This window comes from Fictibacillus arsenicus, assembly GCF_001999465.1.
Lineage (GTDB): Bacteria > Bacillota > Bacilli > Bacillales > Fictibacillaceae > Fictibacillus > Fictibacillus arsenicus.
Genome location: NZ_MQMF01000001.1, coordinates 770,914 through 794,574, shown reverse-complemented (window position 1 = coordinate 794,574; position 23,661 = coordinate 770,914). Strand labels below are relative to the sequence as shown.

General features: G+C 38.5%; 23 protein-coding genes and 2 pseudogenes. 20 read left to right on the top strand and 5 right to left on the bottom strand.

Features of this window, described 5'->3' with window-relative positions; genetic code table 11:
- The first annotated feature begins 148 nt into the window (after positions 1–148).
- The 6 genes from UN64_RS03960 (at position 149) to UN64_RS03935 (ending at position 4,831) form a co-directional block, all read left to right on the top strand.
- Positions 149–715 (top strand): GNAT family N-acetyltransferase, encoded by a 567-nt coding sequence (locus tag UN64_RS03960; RefSeq protein WP_077359913.1) that lies wholly within the window; start codon positions 149–151, stop codon positions 713–715.
- Between the two features lie 221 nt (positions 716–936).
- A complete protein-coding gene (locus tag UN64_RS03955; protein WP_077359911.1) occupies positions 937–1,431 on the top strand; it encodes an Lrp/AsnC family transcriptional regulator in 495 nt (164 codons plus the stop codon).
- The gene (locus UN64_RS03950; protein ID WP_077359909.1) at positions 1,428–2,600 is read left to right on the top strand and encodes an aminotransferase; all 1,173 of its coding nucleotides are present in this window, start codon (positions 1,428–1,430) and stop codon (positions 2,598–2,600) included. Before UN64_RS03955 ends, UN64_RS03950 begins: the two co-directional genes overlap by 4 nt.
- A gap of 317 nt (positions 2,601–2,917) precedes the next feature.
- Positions 2,918–3,604, top strand: a complete 687-nt coding sequence (locus tag UN64_RS03945; RefSeq protein WP_077359907.1) for an HAD family hydrolase — start codon at positions 2,918–2,920, stop codon at positions 3,602–3,604.
- A gap of 319 nt (positions 3,605–3,923) precedes the next feature.
- A complete protein-coding gene (locus tag UN64_RS03940) occupies positions 3,924–4,388 on the top strand; it encodes a GNAT family N-acetyltransferase (RefSeq protein ID WP_077359905.1) in 465 nt (154 codons plus the stop codon).
- A gap of 263 nt (positions 4,389–4,651) precedes the next feature.
- On the top strand, positions 4,652–4,831 hold the full coding sequence (locus UN64_RS03935) for a hypothetical protein (protein WP_077359903.1): 180 nt from the start codon (positions 4,652–4,654) through the stop codon (positions 4,829–4,831).
- A 163-nt stretch (positions 4,832–4,994) separates the two neighbouring features.
- Here the strand turns inward: UN64_RS03935 and UN64_RS03930 are convergent, their stop codons facing one another.
- Positions 4,995–5,573: a DUF421 domain-containing protein gene (locus UN64_RS03930; RefSeq protein WP_077359901.1), complete on the bottom strand. Its 579-nt coding sequence runs from the start codon at positions 5,571–5,573 to the stop codon at positions 4,995–4,997.
- A gap of 430 nt (positions 5,574–6,003) precedes the next feature.
- On the opposite strand from UN64_RS03930, the gene UN64_RS03925 reads away from it, so the two are divergent.
- The 11 genes and pseudogenes from UN64_RS03925 to ulaA all read left to right on the top strand — a co-directional run bounded on the left by UN64_RS03925 (position 6,004) and on the right by ulaA (position 17,738).
- Positions 6,004–7,071, top strand: coding sequence for a glycerophosphodiester phosphodiesterase (locus UN64_RS03925; protein WP_077359899.1), 1,068 nt, complete (start codon positions 6,004–6,006; stop codon positions 7,069–7,071).
- Positions 7,072–7,330: 259 nt separating this feature from the next.
- Positions 7,331–7,927 (top strand): class I SAM-dependent methyltransferase, encoded by a 597-nt coding sequence (locus UN64_RS03920; protein WP_077359897.1) that lies wholly within the window; start codon positions 7,331–7,333, stop codon positions 7,925–7,927.
- Positions 7,928–7,945: 18 nt separating this feature from the next.
- Positions 7,946–8,211, top strand: a pseudogene (locus tag UN64_RS21235) (alpha/beta fold hydrolase); the annotation flags it as partial.
- A gap of 48 nt (positions 8,212–8,259) precedes the next feature.
- The gene (locus UN64_RS03915) at positions 8,260–10,299 is read left to right on the top strand and encodes a molybdopterin-containing oxidoreductase family protein (protein WP_077359895.1); all 2,040 of its coding nucleotides are present in this window, start codon (positions 8,260–8,262) and stop codon (positions 10,297–10,299) included.
- A 204-nt stretch (positions 10,300–10,503) separates the two neighbouring features.
- On the top strand, positions 10,504–10,929 hold the full coding sequence (locus tag UN64_RS03910; protein ID WP_077359893.1) for an SRPBCC family protein: 426 nt from the start codon (positions 10,504–10,506) through the stop codon (positions 10,927–10,929).
- 110 nt (positions 10,930–11,039) lie between these two features.
- A complete protein-coding gene (locus tag UN64_RS03905; protein ID WP_077359891.1) occupies positions 11,040–11,747 on the top strand; it encodes a DNA alkylation repair protein in 708 nt (235 codons plus the stop codon).
- A 356-nt stretch (positions 11,748–12,103) separates the two neighbouring features.
- The gene (locus tag UN64_RS03895; protein ID WP_077359887.1) at positions 12,104–13,345 is read left to right on the top strand and encodes an ATP-binding protein; all 1,242 of its coding nucleotides are present in this window, start codon (positions 12,104–12,106) and stop codon (positions 13,343–13,345) included.
- A gap of 168 nt (positions 13,346–13,513) precedes the next feature.
- Positions 13,514–13,896 (top strand): annotated as a pseudogene (locus tag UN64_RS03890) (DUF1259 domain-containing protein).
- A gap of 214 nt (positions 13,897–14,110) precedes the next feature.
- The gene (locus tag UN64_RS03885; RefSeq protein ID WP_077359885.1) at positions 14,111–16,180 is read left to right on the top strand and encodes a BglG family transcription antiterminator; all 2,070 of its coding nucleotides are present in this window, start codon (positions 14,111–14,113) and stop codon (positions 16,178–16,180) included.
- Positions 16,177–16,440 (top strand): PTS sugar transporter subunit IIB, encoded by a 264-nt coding sequence (locus tag UN64_RS03880; RefSeq protein ID WP_077359883.1) that lies wholly within the window; start codon positions 16,177–16,179, stop codon positions 16,438–16,440. Before UN64_RS03885 ends, UN64_RS03880 begins: the two co-directional genes overlap by 4 nt.
- A gap of 29 nt (positions 16,441–16,469) precedes the next feature.
- Entirely contained in the window at positions 16,470–17,738 is a 1,269-nt protein-coding gene (gene ulaA / locus UN64_RS03875) for a PTS ascorbate transporter subunit IIC (RefSeq protein ID WP_077359881.1), read from the top strand.
- Positions 17,739–17,899: 161 nt separating this feature from the next.
- Here ulaA and UN64_RS03870 read toward each other — a convergent pair whose 3' ends face one another.
- Positions 17,900–18,595 (bottom strand): LbetaH domain-containing protein, encoded by a 696-nt coding sequence (locus UN64_RS03870; protein ID WP_077359879.1) that lies wholly within the window; start codon positions 18,593–18,595, stop codon positions 17,900–17,902.
- Positions 18,596–18,839: 244 nt separating this feature from the next.
- On the opposite strand from UN64_RS03870, the gene UN64_RS03865 reads away from it, so the two are divergent.
- The gene (locus UN64_RS03865) at positions 18,840–19,745 is read left to right on the top strand and encodes an AEC family transporter (RefSeq protein ID WP_077359877.1); all 906 of its coding nucleotides are present in this window, start codon (positions 18,840–18,842) and stop codon (positions 19,743–19,745) included.
- A gap of 257 nt (positions 19,746–20,002) precedes the next feature.
- Here UN64_RS03865 and UN64_RS21470 read toward each other — a convergent pair whose 3' ends face one another.
- Entirely contained in the window at positions 20,003–20,092 is a 90-nt protein-coding gene (locus UN64_RS21470) for a DUF4260 family protein (protein ID WP_369073169.1), read from the bottom strand.
- A gap of 123 nt (positions 20,093–20,215) precedes the next feature.
- On the opposite strand from UN64_RS21470, the gene UN64_RS03855 reads away from it, so the two are divergent.
- Positions 20,216–20,398 carry an aspartyl-phosphate phosphatase Spo0E family protein gene (locus UN64_RS03855; RefSeq protein ID WP_077359873.1) on the top strand — a complete coding sequence of 61 codons (183 nt, stop codon included), beginning with the start codon at positions 20,216–20,218 and terminating at the stop codon, positions 20,396–20,398.
- Between the two features lie 7 nt (positions 20,399–20,405).
- On the opposite strand, the gene UN64_RS03850 is transcribed toward UN64_RS03855, so the two are convergent.
- Entirely contained in the window at positions 20,406–21,305 is a 900-nt protein-coding gene (locus UN64_RS03850) for a LysR family transcriptional regulator (RefSeq protein WP_077359871.1), read from the bottom strand.
- Between the two features lie 149 nt (positions 21,306–21,454).
- Between UN64_RS03850 and UN64_RS03845 the strand changes: the two genes are divergently transcribed.
- The gene (locus UN64_RS03845; protein ID WP_077359869.1) at positions 21,455–21,958 is read left to right on the top strand and encodes a DUF4362 domain-containing protein; all 504 of its coding nucleotides are present in this window, start codon (positions 21,455–21,457) and stop codon (positions 21,956–21,958) included.
- 305 nt (positions 21,959–22,263) lie between these two features.
- Here UN64_RS03845 and pdxR read toward each other — a convergent pair whose 3' ends face one another.
- Entirely contained in the window at positions 22,264–23,652 is a 1,389-nt protein-coding gene (gene pdxR, locus UN64_RS03840) for a MocR-like pyridoxine biosynthesis transcription factor PdxR (protein ID WP_077359867.1), read from the bottom strand.
- Positions 23,653–23,661 lie beyond the last annotated feature (9 nt).

The following is a 23,661-nucleotide window of genomic DNA, read 5'->3' as shown; positions in this document are numbered from 1 at the left end:
TGGGACTTTAAATGATTTAGAACTCCAACTTTAAAGATTTCTCATAAACTATTTTCTCATAAACTATCTTATGCATTTCTTTAAGAAGGAGAAATGCTCTTACTGCTTTTCATTATTAATTTAAAATAATCAAGAAAGGGAAAATCAAATGAACCCTTTGTTATTAGATATTCCTTTACAATTAGAAACCAAAAGGCTAATTCTTCGAGCACCACTTCAATGTGGAGACGGAGAAATTGTGAACCAAGCAATTAAAGATTCCTATCATGAATTAAAAGCGTGGTTGTCACTTTTTCAAGAAATTCCTACTGTTGAAGAAACAGAGATCCTGTTAAGGAATGCTCATATAGATTTTTTAAAAAGAGAAAGTTTTCGTTTTCTTATCTTTGATAAAAGTGGCGGCAAGGACTTAATTGGAACGGCAAGCCTTCATAGGATTGACTGGAACATTCCAAAAGGTGAAATGGGATACTGGATTAATACAAAATATAGCGGTAATGGATATATGACGGAAGCAGTAAAGGAGTTAGCTAACTTTGGATTAAATCACCTCGAATTTAAGAGAATTGAAATAAGATGTGATTCAAGAAACTTAAAAAGTCGTTTCATACCGGAAAAACTTGGTTTTACATATGAAGGTACTTTAAGGAATGAGGATCTATCCGCAGATGGCAGCAAGCTGACTGATACTTGTATTTATTCTAAAATAAATTAACAACGCTTAAATTAGGCAGCTAAAAACGAATTATCTCCATGCAAGTCTTCAAGAAAAGGGTGCATTTCTTCGAGAAGGAGAGCAGCACTTTTTTTATGGAGCATTTCTGCTGCAACTAAAAAAATTATCATATTTCAAATGAATTCTAAATTTTCAGAGTGGCTTAACTTAGAGGGTTTGTTATAATGGTCAGCATATTCTACTAAAAGCGAGTGATTGATTTGAATTCTACAGAACGCGAACTATTGCAACTGATTGAAAAAAACGGACGTCTTGAAACAGCAACTATCGCAAGGTTAATGGGTATTACAGTGGATGAATCAAAGCAAATCCTAGAAAAGCTCGAAAAAGAAAAAGTTATACTAGGCTATTCTGCCATAATCGACTGGACGAAAGGAACCGAAGAAGGGGCTGTAACAGCAATGATTGATGTAAAAGTCACACCAAAGCGAGGTGTCGGCTTTGATAAAGTTGCCGAACGGATCTACCGTTTCCCTGAGGTTAAAGCGGTATATCTTATGTCCGGTGTTTACGATTTGTCTGTATCGATAGAAGGAAAAACGATGGCAGAAGTCGGACGTTTTGTATCTGAAAAACTCTCAACAATAGATTCTGTCATATCGACAACTACTCATTTCATTTTAAAAAAATACAAGCATGACGGCCTTGTTTTTAGTGATAATGATGAGGATAAACGAATTGTGGTGTCGCCATGATTACAGAGCCAACTTCAAAATATTTATCAAATACCGTGCAATCCATTCAACCATCTGGTATCCGTCGTTTTTTTGATCTTGCTTCCTCTATGGAAAACGTCATTTCCCTGGGCGTTGGTGAACCGGATTTCGTTACACCTTGGAACGTGATAGAAGCAAGTTATCACTCGTTGGAACAGGGCTATACTGCTTATACAGCCAACGCCGGACTGTTCGAGCTGAGGAAAGAGATTTCTCGATATATGAAAAGGCGATTTGGAGTTACGTACAGTGCGCAAGAAGAAATGGTGGTTACAGTCGGTGCTTCACAGGCGATTGATCTTGCTTTGCGTGCGGTTGTGAACCCCGGAGAAGAAGTCATTGTCGTTGAGCCAAGCTTTGTGTCTTACGCACCAACAGTAACGCTCGCAGGCGGAGTCCCTGTTCCAGTAAATACGTATAGCCGTGATGATTTCAAGCTTCAACCTGAACAAATTGAAGCTGCAGTAACGGAAAAGACAAAAGTTATTATGTTATGCAGTCCGAATAATCCAACAGGTACTGTGTTGTCAAAAGGAGATTTGGAAAGGATTGCGGAGGTAGTGGAGAAGCATGATTTGCTCGTGATTTCAGATGAAATTTACGCGGAACTAACGTACGATGAACCGTATACAAGTTTTCCTGCTGTGAAAAATATGCGGGACCGAACGATCTTAATTTCTGGATTTTCAAAAGCATTTGCCATGACCGGTTGGCGATTAGGCTTTGCCTGCGGTCCTAAAGCTATTTTGCAAGCCATGCTAAAAATACATCAGTATACGATGATGTGCGCTCCTACCATGGCTCAACATGCAGCTTTTGAAGCGCTCGTTAATGGACAGAAGGATGTAGTGAAAATGAAAGAAAGCTATCGGCAGCGCCGCAGTTTGGTCATTCATGCTTTAGAAGAGATGGGTTTATCGTGTCATGTCCCAGGTGGTGCTTTTTATGTATTTCCCTCGATTGAAAAGACTGGACTGTCATCTGAAGAGTTTGCAGAACAGCTCCTGATGAAAGAGCAGGTTGCTGTTGTACCTGGTAGTGTTTTTGGTGAGAGCGGAGAGGGGCATGTCCGCTGTTCCTATGCGACCTCCGTTCAAAAGCTTGAAGAAGCCATGCGCCGAATTGACCGGTTTATAAAAACGTTATAAGGATCTGTTTGAAAAAGATTGCAATTGTTACACCAAGTCGAAAAAAGAGAAAGAGTAATTCACAAACGGTGCATTTCTGGAACAAGGAATGCATCTTTTTTAATGGAATTATTTAAGGAGGTTATTAAGGATGTCTCAAACTAACAAGGATTCTATTTTATTTTAGATGAAAATATCGTGAAGTAAAGACGTTGCTACATTGGCATTGACCTTTCCTTATGATTCCACAAAAAGGATGAGTAATATGAAGCGTGCGAAGTCATAATTAAGGGTATTTATCCTGTATAAAGAGAATGTAAGGATAGGAGAGTGTTAATTTGATAAAAGCTGTATTGTTTGATTTGGATGGAACGCTTTTGGACCGCGACACATCGGTTAAGAAGTTTGTAGAGGATCAGCATACCCGGCTGTCGTCCGTCCTGTCCCATATTCCTAAAAAAATTTTTGCGGAAAAATTTATCGAGCTTGAGCAGAACGGATATGTGTGGAAGGACAAAGTGTACCAAAAGCTATCTGATGAGCTCGCTGTCAGGAGAATGCCCCCAAGCGAACTACTCGATGATTATCTAACACAGTTCAAACACCATTGCACACCGTTTCCGAACCTTGTAAGCATGCTGGATGAACTCAAGAAAAAAGGCCTGCGCCTCGGTTTGGTAACGAACGGATACGGTGTGTTTCAAAATGACACCATTAAAGCACTAGAAATTAAGGAGTACTTTGACGCAATTCTTATATCTGAGATGGAGGGACTGAGGAAGCCCGATCCACTCTTGTTCGAGAGAGCTGCAGAGCGATTGAACGTTAAGACGACAGAGTGCATGTTCGTGGGCGACCACCCGAAAAATGACGTAGAAGCCGCGAAGAACACAGGAATGTTGGCCGTCTGGAAAACAAGCCCCCACTGGGACGAAGCCGAAGCAGCCGATTATACAATTACTGATCTGGCGGAGTTGAAGCTGATTATAGAAAGTAAGGAAAAGGCTGTACAAACTTCTATATAATGAAAAGAGAACAGCCGAATGAACTTTAAAGTTTAATCTAGAGCTGACCACAAAGGTTAGCTCTATTTTTTTTTCGAAATACTAGCCATATGATTGAACAGAGAAGGAATTTCCTATTAAAACGTGAATTTAAAAAGGGTTGTTATTTGGGCTTGAGGACCTTGATTTATTTAATAGATTATAGAAATGGTAAGAATCAGATTAACTTATATTCTGAAAGGGTGTGTGTAAGATATTATCAACTAATGTATTTTCTTTTAAATCTAAAAATTGAAAAACAGTAACTATTAGAGAAGCTAAAGAACAGGATGCAGAAAGAATGCTAAATTCTGCTTCAAACGCTTTAATAAACGCTCCATACATGCTAAGTACAGTTGAGGATGTAAAAAGGATGAATGTTGATGCTATCCAAAAAACGTTAAAAGCTTATCATGAAAATCCAAATTATGTACAGTTTATTGCTGAAGTTGATGGTAAGTTAGTTGGTAAAATAGATTTTAAGAACGGAGATAATGAAAAAATTAGTCATCAAGGAGCTTTTGCAATGATCATACTACCTGAATATCGAAATTATGGTATTGGCAGAGCTCTTCTAGAAACGTTAATCAATTGGGCTAAAAATAACAGTAAGATTGAAAAAGTTTGTCTTGAGGTAATGGAAGATAATTTAGGTGCAATCAAGTTATATAAAAAACTAGGCTTTTTTGAAGAAGGCAGAAAAGCAAAAGGTGTAAAATTAGAAGGCGGCTATCAAGATTTAATATTAATGGCATTATTCGTTTGAAATTGAAAAGTTTTCAACAGAACTAGCTAATAGAAGCTCATGTATTGTTTTGAAGAAGGTGCATTTCTGTAGTAAGAAATGTACTCAAGCTATAAGTAGTTGGTATTCTTTATTATGGTTTAGAACAAAACCCTATCACCAAAATGATAAAAACCCAAACAGACTAATTCATTTTTAATGGGTTAGTCTGTTTGAGTTTATATGAACATCTTTAACGCACAGAGAGCAGATGGTTTGAAGAGTTCCTGCTGCAGTAGCTAAAAATGGAGGCTTCCAATTTAGATGAGTCATATAAAGCGTTCAACATGCTACTTTCGACTTTTTTAGACGATTTATTAATTGAGATAGAAAATGACGGTGGTGCCACAGCGGTTTTCCCGAATAAAAACGATACAATTATTCAAAAGCGTGAAGAAGTAAAAGAAATGATACGTAAATTATAATTAGTTGAATTGTTTTGTTGGAGATGACCGTACTTTTGAGGTTGGATATTAAAGATTACTTAGGGTGATTTTTGACAAACGCTTTCTTTATGAAAGAATCAAGACAGCCAATTGTATCTAACCTCGTAAACAATGAGAACTGCTATTCGCCTAAGAGATACCCCTACTGAAGTTGATCAGGATTTGAACTCGAATGACCATTGATAATTTCATTAAAGATACTCGGTTTTTCAGATTCTTGTACGGGAAACGTGTAACCGTAAGCCTGCATCATTTTCTTGAAATCACCTATGGTTAAAGGTTTAGCATCTTCCGTAAATTCGTAGCCAAGCTGGCCATTCGTTTCGATGGTACCCGTTTTTAGGTCTGTAATGTTTGAGATCCCTGCTTGTCTTAATCGTTTTTCAAGCTGGTCAACGGTTAATCTGAGACGCTTTAGGTTCTTCATATTAAGTTCACCGTTTTCTACTACTACTATTGATTTTCCAGTTAATAAATTCTCAAAAAGGTTAAATTTCAGTTGAACATATTCAAGCGCGATGAGAACACTTACAAAAATGGAAGCAGCAATAATTGTACGAACTACACTCGTTTCGATGATCGGCTGTACAATGATCGTTCCGATAGATATCATGACAACCGTTGTAGCAAGTGTCATTTGAGAGATAGATTTTCTACCTGAGATGCGCAGTAACAAAATACCAACAAAGATTAATAAAAAAGATTGCCATATGAAATCCACTATTTTCACCACCTATTTCTCATTTATTCTCTATGCCTCTATTTTCTTTTGAAAAGCAAAGCTGAAAAGAAAGATTTTAAACCCCACTAAGCTTCCCCTGTATTAACGGGGGATGCGATTATAACTTTGTACTTTTTATATTGTGCCTTCTCAACAACAATATATGTATAAAAACCTTCCTATTGGTGTAGCTTAGTTACTCACTTTTTACCGGCTGAAAATATAACTTATTTTATAAAACACCATCTGACTAATCAATCATTTGGTTTTACTTTTTAGATGCCTTATCAAAGCAGCTTTTTTTTTTGAGGGGGACTATCTCCTTATTTTTATTTACGCTTTTTTAAAGATTCTAATTATTTTCCTTTACATCCACTCTGTATACTTTTTTTGTATTGTATTACTATTTTAAGAGTTTGGGGATGAGGAAATGATCAGAAAAAAAGTGATGTCTTCAACTATAGCTGCACTCATGATGAGTTCAATTATAGTATCTGGACAGGAGGCAACTGCAGCTGAAAAGTCTTTTGGTCCAAAAGGATTCGATCTTCAAGCACACCGAGGAGGCATGGGGCTCATGGTTGAATCTTCTATCGCATCCTTTTCACATGCGCTGGAACTTGGGGTGAGTACACTAGAGCTTGATGTACAGATCACAGAGGACGATCAAGCAGTGGTTACCCATGATCGAAAGATATCAAACGCAGTCTGTAAGGATACAGCCCCTGCCTTTGAAAATGACCCAGAGTATCCTTACGTGGGGAAATACATAAAGGACCTGACCCTTGAGCAGATCCGCACGATGGACTGTGGTTCGTTGAGCAAACCTCAATACCCAGGACAGGTAACTAGTCCTGGAGCAAAAATGCTTTTATTGACTGAAGTTTTTGATCTTGTAAAACAGTATGATGCGAAAAAGGTTTGGATGAACATTGAAACAAAAGTTGAAGCAGGTGCTCCGCATGAGACAGCTCCGCGTGAAGATTTTGTTAACATTGTAGCCCATGAGGTTCGAAAGGCTGGGATGCTCGACCGGGTTTCGATTCAAAGTTTTGACTGGGGATCGCTTATGATGATGCGAGAAGTTGAGCCAAGGCTCCCGATCGTGGCACTTACAAACGGTCCTCAATTCCTGCAGCCAGGACAGCCTGGAGCGTCACCTTGGCTTGGAGGGATCGATATCGATGATTTTGGAGGAAATCTTGTTTCGGCTGCTCAATCGTTCGGAGCTGACGCGATCTCACCAGTACACGGTTTTCCCCAGAACGGAAAGATTACGGATGAGAACTATGAACCTTATGTAACAGCAAAGATGGTAGGAGATGCACATCAAGCTGGTATGAAAGTCATTCCATGGACAGTAGACGATAAAGCTACAATGAATAAACTCGTCGATGATGGTGTAGACGGTATCATCACCGATTATCCAGATCGCCTCAGGGAAGTTATGGCAGACTATGGTTTTAAACTGCCGAAGAAGTATAAGGCTTCAAAGTAATTAGTAGGTACGAAGAATTTAGCAATTATTTGCGATTAAGACTTTCTATTAGAGAAAGTCTTTTTTGTTGCAGGTTATTAAAAGTCTAGCAGCAGAACACAACATCGCTTCAAAGTTTATTTTGTGATTTAACACCCCAATGAGTTATATAGAAGAGAACGAGGGAGATTGCACTCAAGATTTTAATTTTTGCTATAATGACCACAATACAGCATGAATTCAGCATAAATTCTTGATTAATTGGGATGTGTAATAGAATATGGAAAATAACGTATTTGAAGAGATGGCAAAAAGATATGATACAGAAGAAAGAATTGAATTAGCTAAAGTAATTACTAAGGAAGTACGAGCAGAATTAGGGAAGAGTAAATCAAAATCTTTAATTGACTATGGGAGCGGAACTGGTCTAATCAGTTTAGAATTAACAGATTTAGTAGATTCTGTTTTGTTGGTTGATTCATCAAAACGAATGTTGGAGGTTGCGGAGACTAAAATTGCTCGCAAAGGCATTATCAACTCAAAAGTACTGTATTCGGATTTTACACAAGAAACTCCTGAACTTAAAGCAGACATCGTTCTAATGTCACTAGTTCTACTTCATATTCCGGATACTAACAAAATTTTAAAAGAATTGTTCAACATATTAAATAATAATGGGAAACTAATTATTGTTGATTTTGACAAAAACGAAAAAATAAATCATCCGAAAGTACATAACGGATTTTCGCATGTAGAACTGAAACAGCAATTATCCGAAGCTGGATTTAAATCAATTGAGATTCAGACATTCTATCATGGAAATTCTATTTTTATGAATCAAGATGCTTCAATGTTTATCTCCAGCAGTATAAAGTGATCTAACTAAACAAAAAGCGTTGCCAATAGAGACTTTTTAACATCAAATTGGAGAGAAGAGGGATACTTTTTCTCAGAAGAACCTTTTCATGATGTTACTGAGCTGCTGCAGCCGGCACTTTTATCCTTGGTAAACAAGATCATATTTGTGGATATAAAGATTATGATTTTCTCCTCAATACGATTCCACATTCCACATTTGTTATAGTAGATAAAGCAGGACACATGCTTCAAATTGAGAAACGAAAAATCGTACAACAACTAGTAGAAGATTGGTTAGCATGAATAGTCCCGACTGATGTTTGCGTGACACCAATAGAAAGGAGACTGTCTATGTCCTCTTTTTTAGATAACCCGGATGGGATTTTTCCTTCAGTATGTTCACTAGACTGCCCGGATCAATGCGGGCTGCTTCTTCATAAAAAGAACGGAAAAATTATTAAAGTTGAGGGTGACCCCGATCATCCAGTTACGAAGGGGTTTATTTGTAACAAGGTTCGAAATATGACAGAACGAATCTATGATAAAAAACGGCTAAAATATCCCATGAAGCGAATTGGTGCAAAAGGAGAAGGAGAATTTGTCCGAATTAGCTGGGAGGAAGCTATAAATACGATCACCACCCGCTGGAAGGAACTGCTGCAAAGCGACACTCCAGAAAGCATTCTTCCCTACAGCTTTTACGGAAATATGGGAAACCTCAGTGCTGAAGGTATGGACCGCCGTTTTTTCAATCGATTGGGAGCCTCACAGCTTGATAGGAGTATCTGCAACTCTGCTGGTGCAGAAGGTTACAAATATACGATGGGCGGCAGTTATGGAACCGATCCTGAGGAAACCATCCACACGAAGCTGTTTATTTTTTGGGGAGTTAATGCTGTTAGTACGAACATGCATCAAGCCACTCTTGCACAACAAGCACGTAAACAAAATGGCGCTAAGATCGTTGTGATTGATGTCCATAAAAACAAAACGGCTAGATTAGCAGACTGGTTTATTCCCATTTTACCAGGTACAGATACGGCTCTCGCTTTAGGACTGATGCATATTTTGTTTGCTGAAAATATGGTGGATTCCTCATTTTTGGAGCAATTCACAGTCGGTCATGAAGAGTTACGTGAACATGTTTTGCAGTATGATCCTGTTACCGTATCAGGCATTACCGGCATACCAGTAGAAGATATTATAAAACTTGCAAGAAAGTATGGCAAAACTTCGCCTGCTTTTATCCGGATTGGAAACGGTCCGCAGCATCACGACAATGGCGGCATGTTTGTGAGAACGGTCTCCTGCCTTCCTGCTTTAACGGGACAGTGGCTGGTGAAAGGTGGAGGGGCTATCAAAGGGAATTCCGCTTATCTTGCCCACAATACGGCTAAATTGCAGCGGCCTGATTTGTTAAAGAATAAAAAGACGCGAGTAATTAATATGAACTTACTGGGAGAAGCCTTGCTTTCTTTAGATCCCCCAGTAAAATCGCTCTATGTATATGGCACTAATCCTGCCGTCGTTGCACCAGCTGCCAATAAAATTCGGCGGGGATTGGAACGGGAAGATCTGTTTACTGTCGTCCATGATTTATTTTTAACAGAAACGGCAAAATACGCAGACATTGTGTTACCGGCTACATCTTCCTTTGAAAACACAGATTTTTATACTTCGTATTGGCATCACTACATTCAGCTTCAGCAACCTGTAATCGAACCATACGAGGAATCAAAATCAAACACGGACGTGTTCAGGCTTCTGGCTAAAGTGATAGGATTCACCGAAAAGGCTTTTGATGAGACGGACGCAGAATTAATTGAGCAATCACTAGAAAATCCCATGAATTCCTATACGGAAGAGATAAATTACGAAGCCTTAACGAAACATCATTACATTAAGGCAAAGGCGAAATTTCCTGACAGCCTTCCCACGCCAAGCGGAAAAATAGAACTATATTCCGAAAGGATGAAACAGGACGGTTATCCTCCATTACCAACATATGTGCCTTTAATTAAGGATTCTGATCATCCTTTTCAATTTATTGCGGCGCCCAACCATAATTTTTTGAATTCAACTTTTGCGAACCAGACAAAACATGTTGAGCTTGAAAAAGAACCTATAGTGGTTTTGAATCGTGAAGATGCTGAAAAGTTGAACGTAGATGATGGAGAGCAGGTCCGAGTTTGGAACGAGCGAGGAGAATGTATTTTAAAAGCGAGTGTTGGTGACAGCGTTCTTCCCGGTGTGGCTGTTACTCAAGGCCTCTGGGGTTCAGTAGAAGGAACAAAACATCTGGTAAACGCGCTTACGCCTGATCGCATTGCAGACATGGGCGGCGGAGCTACCTTTTTTTCAGGAAGAGTATCTATCGAAAAGTTAAGTTGATAACAGAAAAGAAAAAAGCGTGCATTTCTTCAAGAAGGAAAATTGACTTTTTTCTTGAAGTAAACGGTAGGTAAATTAGGAAGAGAGGAGGATAAATCATAAAGCAAACTGAATAATTAACTTAATAGACACCAAGGAGCATTAGACCGTTATTCTATAGCAATCTAGTAAAAATAATCATATTATTGAGAGGTGGACATTCACATGGAAACAAGTAATAAAGTAACCATAACCGTAGAAACCACAGTTCAAAAACCAGTTGCTGAAGTATGGAAATATTGGACAGAACCGCAGCATATTACAAATTGGAGTTTTGCTTCTGATGATTGGCATGCGCCAAATGCAGAGAATGATTTAAGGGCTGGCGGAAGATTTCTTACTAGAATGGAAGCTAAGGATGGCAGTTTTGGGTTTGACTTTGGTGGCGCGTATGATGAAGTAAAACCAAACGAGTTTATTGCTTACACGCTTGATGATAGCAGAAAAGTGACGATAACATTTAATAGCCAAGATAACGAAACAAAAATCATTGAGACTTTCGAAGCGGAAGCTACCAATCCTGTTGAAATGCAAGAAGCAGGATGGCAGGCCTTTCTGGACAATTTTAAAAAATACAGCGAAAGCCTCTAAATCTATTTAATTCAATCTAGCATTCATGTGCATTTCTTCAAGTAGGAGAAATGCATTTTTTTTCATGAATCTTATAGGGACTAATGAACAGAAGAAGGAAGTGGTGCAAGGTGAATTTACAAATGGTTATGCAAGAGCTTGAAGCTCTCGGCAAAGAACGCACCAAGAAAATGTACATATCAAATGGTGCACACGAGCCGCTTTTTGGTGTGGCTACAGGGCAGATGAAGCCAATCGCTAAGAAAATTAAAAAAGATCAATCTCTGGCTGAGGAACTTTATGCTACAGGCAATTACGACGCCATGTACTTTGCAGGGATAATTGCGGATCCGCTAGTTATGACTGAGTCAGATTTTGATCGTTGGATAGACGCAGCTTATTTTTATATGTTATCCGATTATGTGGTTGCAGTAACTTTAGCTGAAACAGATATTGCACAGACAGTTGCGGATAAATGGATCGCAAGCGGCGAAGAGCTGAGAATGTCAGCAGGCTGGAGCTGCTACTGCTGGCTTTTGGGTAATCGATCGGATGCTGAATTTGACGGAAGCAAGCTTGCTAGTATGCTTGATCAGGTGAAAAATACGATTCACGATTCACCTGAGCGCACAAAATCTGCTATGAACAATTTTATTTACACAGTAGGAGTTTCATTTTTGCCGCTCCACGATAAAGCTGTCGAGACTGCTAAAGCAGTTGGTACTGTAGAAGTTAAACGGAACGAGATCAAAAGCAGTTTTCTTATTGCATCTGAAAGTATTCAAAAGGAAATAGATAGAGGGAAAATAGGTTTCAAACGCAAATATGTAAGATGTTAAAACCTCTGAATATTTTTGAAATACTCATCATCTTCACGATCTTTTATGCTATCAGATATTTTATGGAGCAGGAGTATAAGAAACGGAAAAAGAAATGGATAATCATTGATATCATTTTAACCACAATATTAGCTTTTATAGTTGAATATATCGTTAATTTTTTCTTTAACTAACAGGTGCGTCACGGGACGTGCCTTTACTTATTTATAGACCTAAAATGCCAGCAATAATTATGAACGACAAACTTCCACAACCTTTAGATATAAATACCTTGAATTTAGTTTTTATATACAAGGAAATCCCTATATTTTGTCGAAAATCAAAAAGACAGGTAAAACGAGGAAGTAGGGAACAGTATGTGGGAGTCAATTCAAGGCATGTGCTTGCACGTGGTCTTCATTCTTTTTACAATCCTTATCTATCAAGTCTTTTTTAACGAAAGAGAAGAGAAGCGGAAAAAGATTCGTTCCAAATTCTTTCTATTCATGCTGATTATACTCACCTTTACAATGAGCCAGCCTGTCTATCATTTCGAAATCTATAAGTATGATTTTAAAGCAGTCGTAATCATCTTATCTTTTTTATACGGAGGCAAAAGGGCAGGGTTTGCAGCCTTTTTAGCCCTGCTTATAATCGGTTCTTTTACAGATCAGAAACTCTTGATCCTATTAGGCAATTATACAGTGTTTAGTTTATTGTTACTCCCTGTATCCAATTGGTTTCACAGGTATCGAATAAAAGGCAAAGTCATCCTGATCAGTTTGTTTTATATGACGATCCCGATTACAAGAGCGATTTTTCTTCAGTTAAAGGGAGACAACCGGGAAACCTTTTTTGAATTAAGCTCTTCTCTTATCATTTTGGCAACTCTGATTGCTATCATTTATTTAATTGAAAACATGAATGAGCAAATTAAAATGAAACAAGAGCTGATCCGAACAGAAAAAATGAATGTCGTCAGCCAGCTCGCTGCATCGGTTGCACACGAAATCCGCAATCCGATGACATCTGTCCGAGGATTTATGCAGTTGATGCAAAAAGAAGATCTTACGAAGGAACAGCAATTGTACATCAGCATCTCGATTGAGGAATTAGACCGGGCACAGGAAATCATCAATCAATATTTGGCACTGGCGAAGCCGCAAACGGATCAATATGAAACCATTGATTTGACCTCGGTTATTCAACAATCGATCGACGTCATGCATTCGTACGCTATTCTGAACAGTATACATATTACACAGGAAGTTGAACCATCTCTCAAAATCGAGGGACTTAAATTAGAAATTCAGCAGGTTTTGATCAATATTATAAAAAATGCAATCGAAGCCATTAGGAGCGAAGGGAAGATCTGGATATCCGCTGCAAAGAATTCAAATGGTTTCATAACCATTCAAATTAAAGATAACGGTGTGGGATTAACCGAAGAACAAATAAGAAAACTAGGCAGCCCCTATTACTCAACAAAGGAAAAAGGGACTGGTCTGGGGTTAACCGTATGCCATCAAATCGTGAAGCAGATGGGCGGAACTATTATGATCAAGAGCGAGTTAGAAAAAGGAACATGCTTTACAATCAATTTGCCATCTAAAAAGTAAGTGAGAAGATGGAATTAGTAAAGCTTAAATGATTCAGACGAGATATATAGAAAAGGGTACAAAATCGCAGAAGAGTTCGCTGCGATTTTTCTTTTGTAAGTAGATTAATGTCCATTTCGAATCTATTAGGTAATTCATAACCTGATAGTGACAGGAGGGGATAAATTTATGAAGATGAATGAAGAATTAATTTGTGAAGAGTTTGCAAGAATTATGGACAAGCCGGATTCGCTGGTGGAAAATGTGTGGCAACGATAACTCGAGATGAGATAAAAGCTACGATCATGGGAAAGCGTTTTAGAGTCACCACTTCTTTCTCATACGAATCAAAAGATAAATGTGGACAAGCTTTGTGTTTAGGAAGGGTAGCACTTCTGCAAAAAGAAGTGAGTGGATTTGTTGCTGCGATTCTTAATCAAGGTATAGAAGTTTCGTCAATTCACAATGAGTGGCTGTTCGATGATCCGAAATTGATTTATGTTAATATTCAAGATGTTGATGATCCACTGGATTTTGCAAGGAAAGTCAGAAGAGCGTTAAGGTGTGTTTAGTCGGATAACTGAAAGATGAAGCTAAAGAAGGTGCTGGTAAATCAGCGTCTTTTTTGTTTGTTTTTTTACAGCAAATCGTTCAAACTGTGCCTAGATTTACTATATAGATCAGTAGAGTTTATTATTGTGCAGGTGTATAGACAATAAAGGGTCTGTAAAAGGATACAAATCTCATGTAAAAATCGATACAGTTATGACAGGGGAGGATAATTCGATGCTGTTAGATGAACGAAGTACAATTCTTTTAAAATTACTACAAAGATCATCCCATCTTAAAATGAACGAACTAATAGCACAGACTGGTCTGACACGAAGACAGCTGCAATATGGGATAGGAAAAACAAACGATTGGCTTGAATCTCAAGGCTACCTCCCAATCGGCTATGATCAAAATGCCGGTTATTACTTGCCAGATAAAGTTCGAGTTGAGTCCTTAGACATAAAGCTCACGAAACGGACTTATGTTTTTTCAGAAGAAGACAGGCAGACCGTTTTTTATCTTATCCTTCTACTCAGTCAGGAGCTCTTATCCGTCTATCACTTTCAATCCATTTCAGGTGTTTCTCGTAACACTGTCTTAAAAGATCTGCAGCGCCTTAAGGAAGTGGCTCAAAAGAGTCGGTTAAAAATCAAATACTCTAAGCAAAATGGTTATTTGATAGAAGGAGACAGCAATCAAAAAAGGTATGTCGTTGAGCAGCTTATTCGCGATGTATTGAATAGTGGAAATGTTCCTCTTATCACACAGTGTGTATGGGGTGAGCATGAGGAAAGGATACAGCAAATTCACAAGCAGCTGATAGCGTTAGAGAGTAAATTAGGAATCACATTCAGCGATGAGCGATTACAGGAACTTGTCTATTTGTTTTTATCCACGGACCAGCTAATCGATAAAGGAGAAGCCATTCATTCCATAAATCATTGGGAACAGCTAGCTTCTACGAAAGAATACCGATTTGTGGAAGAAATGACTCAATCTAATACGTTTAGATCGGTATGGAGTCAATGGGAGAAGTTATACGCTACTGTACATTTAATGAGTATGAATCGAACAAAAGATGCATCTCCTTTGCAAGAAAATAATGAAAACCTTCAAGATCTACTCCAAAAGATAGTTCAAGAATTTGAAAGGTTAGCATTTGTGCACTTGCATGACAAAGAACAATTATACGATCAATTATTGGTACATTTTAAACCTGCTTATTATCGGATGCAGTATCGTGTAACCCTTATTAATACGATGACAAAGCGGATTCAAAGAGTTTATCCAGAACTGTATCATGTTACAAAAAAGTCGTTAGCACCGATCGAAAATGTGATAGGCTACCCGATTCCTGAAGATGAAATCGCCTATTTTACGATTCATTTCGGTGGATGGCTTCGCAAACAAGGGACAACACTTGATGAAAGAAAGCGGGCTATCGTTGTATGTCCAAATGGGATTGGGATAAGTAATATCTTGGTATATACCTTGAGAGAATTGTTCCCAGACCTGCTGTTTTTAGATGTCTTGTCTGTCAGGGATGCAGCAGATTATCCATTGTCCTATGATCTAGTATTTTCGACGGTACACTTGAGGACGGAAGCACTTCTTTTTGTTGTACCTCCGATTCTAGAGGTGCAGGACAAGCATAAACTGCGTCAACAAGTGATGCAGAGGCTGTATGGATATACCCTGCAGAACTTGGATGTGGATTCCTTGATAAATATAATTGCTCAATATACAACGATCCATCATCAAAGTGATTTAGAAAAAGCTCTACAAACACATATGTATACGTACGCACAGAAAAATAAGAAACTTCAGTTTGGGGAGGAAGAGAAACCGGTGCTAGAGGAGTTACTAACAACACAAACGATACAACTAACAGCGAAGGTTACCGATTGGAAAGAAGGAATCCGTACTGCCTCAAAACCATTATTAGAATTAGGAACGATTGAAGAAGGTTATGTCGAGGCAATGATTGAATCGATCGAAGTAAACGGACCATATGTAGTTATTACACCAGGAGTTGCTATTCCACATGCACGACCAGAGGAAGGTGTTCGTTCCTTATCCATGAGTTTATTAAAACTAGATGAAGCGGTAGATTTTGCACCGGATAAGCCAGTCCGGCTCATTATTGTTTTAGCTGCCGCCGATAGTGAGTCTCACCTGCGTGCACTTGTTCAGTTAACGACACTTTTGGGTGAGCCTGCGAACATTGAAGATATTTTACAAAGTACAGATAAATCCGTTCTATTAAATTACGTTCAAAAGTACTCGAAGGAGGAAACAAAATGAAGATTATGGTTGTTTGCGGTAATGGATTAGGGAGCAGTTTCATCATGGAGCTGAATGTGAAGAAAGCCTTAACGGAAATGGGGAAAACAGCAGAGGTAGAACATACGGATCTCGCTTCAGCAAAAACAGTGCCAGCAGATATTTATATAGGAGCAGCCGATATTGTTGGGCAGCTTGACGATGGAAATCGAACAATCGTTACATTAGAAAATATGATGAACATTTCAGAAATTAAGTCAAAGTTAGAAAAACATATTTAAAGATGACGTAGTGAAGGGAGCAGGAAAAGATGCTGGATTTAATCATGAAAGATATTTTAGGTACACCCTCAATTCTAGTTGGGCTCTTTGCTCTCCTTGGATTACTGTTGCAGCGTAAATCCGCTGCAGATGTGGTATCGGGTACCTTGAAAACAGTGATGGGCTTCATCATTATCGGTGCAGGAGCTACAGTGTTAATCGAAGCGCTCAATGTATTTAGCCAGATGTTTGATCATGCCTTCCATGTACAAGGGGTGATTCCGAATAATGAGGCTATAGTAGCTGCAGCACAAAGTAAATTTGGTACTTCAACTGCTTTAATCATGGTTTTTGGTATGATTGTTAATATCATACTCGCTCGTTTTACTCCATTGAAATACATCTTTTTAACAGGGCATCATACATTGTTCATGGCATGCTTGATAGCCGTTTCTCTCTCTGTAGGAGGAATGAATGGTATTCCGCTCGTTGTTATTGGCTCCATTATATTAGGATTTTGTATGGTTGTTTTTCCAGCCTTACTTCAGCCATATGTAAGAAAAATAACGGGAAGCGATGATTTCGCAATCGGTCATTTCGGAACAGTTGGATATTATATTTCTGCAAAAGTTGGAGGATGGTTTGGTAATAAAGAGAAAACGACTGAAGAGATAAAAGTTCCTAAATCACTTGGCTTTTTACGTGACACATCTGTAGCAGTCTCACTTACAATGACAATATTCTTCGTTGTTGTAGCCTTATTTGCGGGGCAGAGCTTTATTGAAACGAAATTATCCGGTGGTTCTAATTTTATTGTATTTTCCTTCATGCAAGCCATTACTTTTGCGGCCGGGGTATATATTATTTTAACCGGAGTACGCATGCTGATCGCGGAAATAGTGCCAGCCTTTAAGGGTATTGCTGACAAAGTAGCTCCGAATACAAAACCAGCTCTTGATTGCCCAACAGTGTTTCCTTTCGCGCCAAACGCAGTAATCATCGGTTTTCTCTTTAGTTTTATCGCCGGGATGATCTCAATGTTTGTTCTTCCGCTTGTTGGATTGAAAGTAATTGTCCCAGGGCTAGTACCACATTTCTTTACTGGTGCAGCTGCTGGTGTTTTCGGTAACGCCACAGGCGGTATAAGAGGTGCGATGTTAGGATCATTTGCTAATGGCCTAATCATCAGTTTCTTGCCTGCTATTCTTTTGGTGTTACTAGGGGATGTCGGTTTTGAAGGAACGACATTTGGTGATTCAGATTTCGGCATAATTGGGGTATTGATTTTAAGTATTATGAAACTATTAGGATTAGCCTAAAACACTAGTTAAACAATTAATATTATTAAAAAAAGCAGCCGTTTTAATCAAACGGATGCTTTTTCCTCTTATTTAGATTTTATGAACTGCGCTTTACAAATGGAATCTATGTGATTTTACTGCAACTCTTGCAGCTCCCTCCATAGAACAGCATCAGCTTGTTAATCTTTATCTTTTTTATATTCTTTGTATTTATATTCGTGATCCGTATAAGCAACCCCGCAAGAACAGCGGCAATCGCCAAACAATAAATGATAGCCAGCCGGGAACTCCTGATTGACTCGCTGTACTTCTCTTGCAAATTCTTTGCTATCAGCAGGTACCTTTGAGAGAGCATCTGCTTTTTTTTGAGAATCGATGTAAGCGCCAGGGGGGATGAACCGATTCTTAGCAACATGAACCCCATTGGTGACGACGGCATTGTACGAAATAAATGATCCGCTCCCTATAATAGCGTCATAAACAATCGCTTTGAATCCAACAAATACTTTTTTGCCTATATAACAAGGTCCATGAACAAGAGCTCCATGTGCGATGGAGACTTCTTTGTTTATGAAAATCGAATAATCCTTTCCGTCTACACTAATGAATTTATCTTTCAAACCATGCAAGATTACCCCATCCTGAATGTTTGTGTTGGATCCTAAGTAAAAAGGAGTACCTTCATCCGCTCGTATGCTCACAAGAGGAGCTACGTACACATTTTTTCTTATGGTGACATCACCGATCACACTGGTAAAAGGACTAATAAACGCACTTTTGTCAATTGTTGGACAGACCTGAACAGGGTTAAATGAAGTTATGGGATTAGGACTGATAAACGGCTGGAAACAAGCATCGGAATCAATGCTTCTCATACGAACCACCTCTGATAAATTTATCTAATCATGATATGCAGTGGTGTAGTAGAGGTAACTAATTAATCGGTACAATAAAATGAAACGTTTACGGTTCTTATGAATGAAGTTTGAGGGTGAAATGTATTCTGGCAGGGGGTTAACTTAGCTTTCTATTTAACAGAGCTAATTATAACATCTGCATTAACGGTATGTTACGATAAATGAAGTAAAAATTGAAGTGAAAAAGGAAGAAGGTTTATACATGTTAGAACTGCTGAGTATCGTCTTGCCGGTTTTTGCTATATTTTCTATCGGGTTTATCGGGCAAAAGGTAATTGGCTTTGATACACAATCGCTTTCCACCATGGCGCTCTATCTTATGTCTCCCTTTCTTGTTTTCCGTACCTTCTATGAAACTACATTGACGAAGACATATGGGTACATGCTCATTTATACGCTGGTACTTTGTTTTACGCTTATTGCGTTCGTGTACGCGGTCAGTTTTATAAAAAAATACAACATGCGTGAAACGTGCGGAATAATCCTCGCGTCAGCTTTTATGAATAATGGAAACTATGGAACACCTGTCGCTCTTTTTGCTTTTGGTGCTGCAGGACTTGATTATGCGGTTGTTCTAATGGTCATCCAGCAACTGGTAATGTGCACGGTGGGCATATATTACGCCGCAAAGGGAAGTCCTGAAAACGATGGGATCTCTTCTGCGCTAAGAGCCGTAGTGAGAATGCCGATCCTATATGGTGCGATAGCTGGTGTTCTTTTTCAACAGCTGGATATCAAAATAGGAGGTTCCATTGCAGAAGCTCTCGATCTAGTCGCAGACTCTGCTATACCGACCATCATGATTATTTTGGGTATGCAGCTAGCGAAAATTTCATTGCGAAATGTTCAAGTCGAAAAGTTGACATACTCGCTATTATTAAAATTATTCGTTTCACCAGCGATCGCGTATGGCATCACTCTCTTTTTGCCGATAGACCCAATGCTTAAAGCAATCATGGTCTTAATGGCGGCCATGCCATCGGCGGCGAACACAACCATGTACGCCCTTCAATTTGGGACAGAACCAGATTTTGTATCCAGCGCTACTTTAGTCAGCACTCTTCTTTCATTGATTACATTGCCTGTTTTGCTAGCCATCCTATTATAAATATGTAAATGAAAGAGCTAACCATCAGGTCAGCTCTTTATTATTGGGGTTAGCCAATTCTTTTTTTGTTTTTCTTGCTCTTAGCTCTTTTCTTATTATTTAAGAAATTATCTAGAATTCTGATTAGACTCAAAATAGACACCCCCCTATTTTGAAACTTGGAAAGAGAATATACGAATACATCCTCCTTCTGCTATATCTTACGCAGGCTTGTCTAAATTGATTGGACAAATAAATGATTATTTACGTGGAATTTTTTAAGATGCCACTTTATGTAAATGAGTATCTTTAAAGTGACTAGGGTATTTGAGGCCATATCCAATTGATCGATCCATGGCTTTTTTCATTAAGTTCAGCAATACTGAAAGACTATTAAAAAACATTAAATTTACATAATTTGGGGTAAGTTCTATTCTTATATTATAAACAGAAAATGGAATAAACTAGTGTGCTAGAAAGGGATTGCTTTAATGGATTACGAGATGCAATTATTATTGCAAGAAATCAAAAGATGCCGTCAAAAAATGTATGACCTGAGACCAAGCTCAAATGATTTTTCGAACCATGACCTTGTAAAACAAAGTCAAGTGCTGGATAAGTTAATCTTGTATTATCAAAAGAGCATGTTAAAAAAAGAACAGAATGCTAACTAACTGCTTGTTATTGATCTAGCAAATACCTAACAATTCTATCGAATTCTTTTGCTTCTGCCGTGATACCTTTTGTAAGAGGATAAAGCGTCCAAAAATCTTGAGAAATCAGATCTGGATTTTTAAATGGAATGAGGGCTAAATTACCATTAAGTACATCTGCGTTCTTTTTAAAAGTAAAGTTCAAAACAAAAGAAAACGCATGTCCGTCTAGAATAGCTGATCGCAGCACTTCAACATTGTTTGATGAAAACAGAATCTGATTATTATTAAAATACGTATCATTAAAGGTTGTTCCGCCTTTTGAATTGTAAATGACGATCTTTTGATCGGCCAGTTCATCAGGCGTTAGAAATTCCTTATAATATAGAGGAGATTTCTTTCCTGCACAAACACAAACATAACCCGTATACAGCGGTTCGTAGCTAATTCCTTTCTCATGCTTCATAGAAGATAAATCAAACTCTGTAAAGGAACTTAGACCGATATCAATACTTCCATTCTTAATTTCTTCTAAAATATGTTCCTGGTCGATTTCTTTGATCATAACGTTGACCTCAGGAAACTGCTCATGAAACAGGATAAAAGCATCATACACCATATAAGTGAGTGCCGGTGCACAGCCTACTTTTAATGATAGTTTTTTAGCTTTTTGGTTAATAGAAAGCTCTTTTTGCAGTTCATCCATCTTATGCAGAATTTCATACGCTTTAGAGACGATAAATTTTCCTTCTGCTGTCGGGAGTGTACCGTGTCGTGAACGCGTAAATATAGAGATGCCAAACTCTTTTTCCAACTGAGTGATGGATTGACTAATCGCAGATGGGGAGAGATGTAGCTTGTCAGCAGCTTTTGTAATCGAACTTTCTTTTGCGACTTCTACAATGTATTTTATCTGTTCCAAATTCATAAAATTTCTCCTCTTAGTTAAGCAGATTTTAATGAAAAAGATTGTATTTTCATTTTAACTTAAATCACATTTTAATTGGAAATGGAAATTGCGACCAAATGCTTTTATTTATCATCTAATCTAATAAATGGATTATTTGAGGAGGTAAAATGAAGATTTTAAGTTTAGTTGCTATGATTACGGCGGGTATTTGGTTAAACGGTTTATATGAACATGGAGATGGACGGGAAACAGCAGCTCTTCTCCCTATTAACGAACCCTCTTCAGAAGCTTATAACTTGAATGAGGCAAAAAAGAGAGGAGATGTTATATGGGGATATGAAGATTACAATATTGAACGGTTTCGGGATTTTTTAGCAAATACGAATGCTAAAAAGAAAGATGAAATTCGAATCACGAGTTATACAATGGAAGGAGACCCCATCTTTAAGGATCTTGTTTTTGACGGAGAAAAATTTTATTACACCTATGATAATTCCCATGATGGTTATGCAGGACAAGACAAAGGCATTTACAAAGATATCTGTTCTGAAATACTAATGGAAGAACCTGCTGAGCCTGCTTTTATTTTAAACGGTTGTTCAAAACAAATAGATGCCGTTGAATATTATTTAATGCAATTAGAACCAGAAGAAATAATAAAGAAGGACTAAAGCTTCTCGCGGGAACCCCTTCCTGCGAGCTCTTGAAAGTTGTTGATTTCCGCTCCAGGGTTCGCTTTCCACGAGGGGTAAGGTGAGCTTGCTAAATACGCCATTAGGAGTCTCCACCTGACCGCTTCATGGAAGTATCTCTTGCTCCTGCATCTCAAAGTAAATGCTACCGATGTGAGTTTCCTCGCCGTATGCCTAGCAAGAAGATTCTCAGGTGGTAGGCACGCACCTTGCTCTTCAATCAACTTGTCTCAGAAGAGGAGGAAACAATTACTCAAAACAACAATCTTTTAGAGAAGAGCCATTTATTTAAACCAAGCTCTAGCCAGGAGCTCAACAGCATCCTTTATTTCTTCCACAGACAGCACAGCGAAACCTATCAAAACGGTTTGATGATCACATCTGCCGTATGCAGAAACGGGATAGACCTTAATGCTGCAGGCAGCAGCTTTTTCAACCAGCTCTTTTTCTGTCATTCCATTGTTTGGCCGTACTAGAATATGGAGTCCTGAATCCTGGCCGATTATTTCAACAGAATCAGGAAAACACCTCGAAATTTCAACAACCAGCGCATCTCTTTTTTTCTGATAAACACCCCTCATGCGGTTTATATGCTTTTCCCAATGTCTTTCTTTTATGAAACGCTTTAAAATCTCCTGATCGATGCGAGAAACAGTTTGTGTGTAAAAGAAATAGTCACTTTGATAGATTGTTAAAAGCAGCTTTGGAAGAATCATATAACTTATGCGTAAAGAAGGGATAAGAGCTTTTGAAAAAGTACTCATATAAATGACGTTTTCGGCTGTATCTAGTCCTTGAAGGCCAGGAATAGGCTTTCCTTCGTATCGAAACTCACTGTCGTAATCATCCTCGATGATAAAGCGACCGGCCTTTTCTTCCGCCCATTTCAACAGCTGCAGCCGCCTGGTAATGGGCATGACCATCCCGCAGGGAAACTGATGAGAAGGGGTGACAAAAACGGCATTCGCGCCGCTTTTTTCGAGTTCAGAAACGATTAATCCTCCCTCATCCAGCGGAATCATCTTCACTTTTTCATGCTGATTTTCAAATAAGACTAACTTTCGGTGATAGCCAGGATCTTCAACAGCAAACGTACTGCCATCCAACAGCTGAAAGAGGACTTTTATTAGATAGGGTGTTCCTCCCCCAATAATGATTTGGCTTGGTGAACAGCGAACACCTCGGGATTCGTATAGGTATTTCGAGATTTCTTCCCGTAGACCGTACTCCCCTTGCGGGTGGCCTAACAATAATACCTCTTTATTCGCAGGTCTGATCACTTCACCTGCTAATTTCCGATAGACCGAAAAGGGAAAAGCATTTCCTTCAATACCTGTATTGGTAAAATCATAGCGATATGGAGTAGCTCTGTATTTTTTCTCTTTTACAGAAGGGATATTGCTATTTACTTCTAAATGGTTTTGATCGACTTCACAAACAAAATAGCCTTTGCGCGGAATGGATTCGATATAGCCTTCGGCGACAAGCTGGCTGTAGGCAGATTCTATCGTGTTCTGACTGATGTTCAGATGCTTGGCCGGCTTTCGTTTAGAAGGAAGTTTCGTTTTCTGAGCCAGATTGCCATTTTGTACTTCTTGTTTAATAAAATGATAGAGTTGAATATAAAGAGGCTTGCTGCTGTGTGTAACGAGGCTTGGTGTGATTTCAACCATAAACTGACC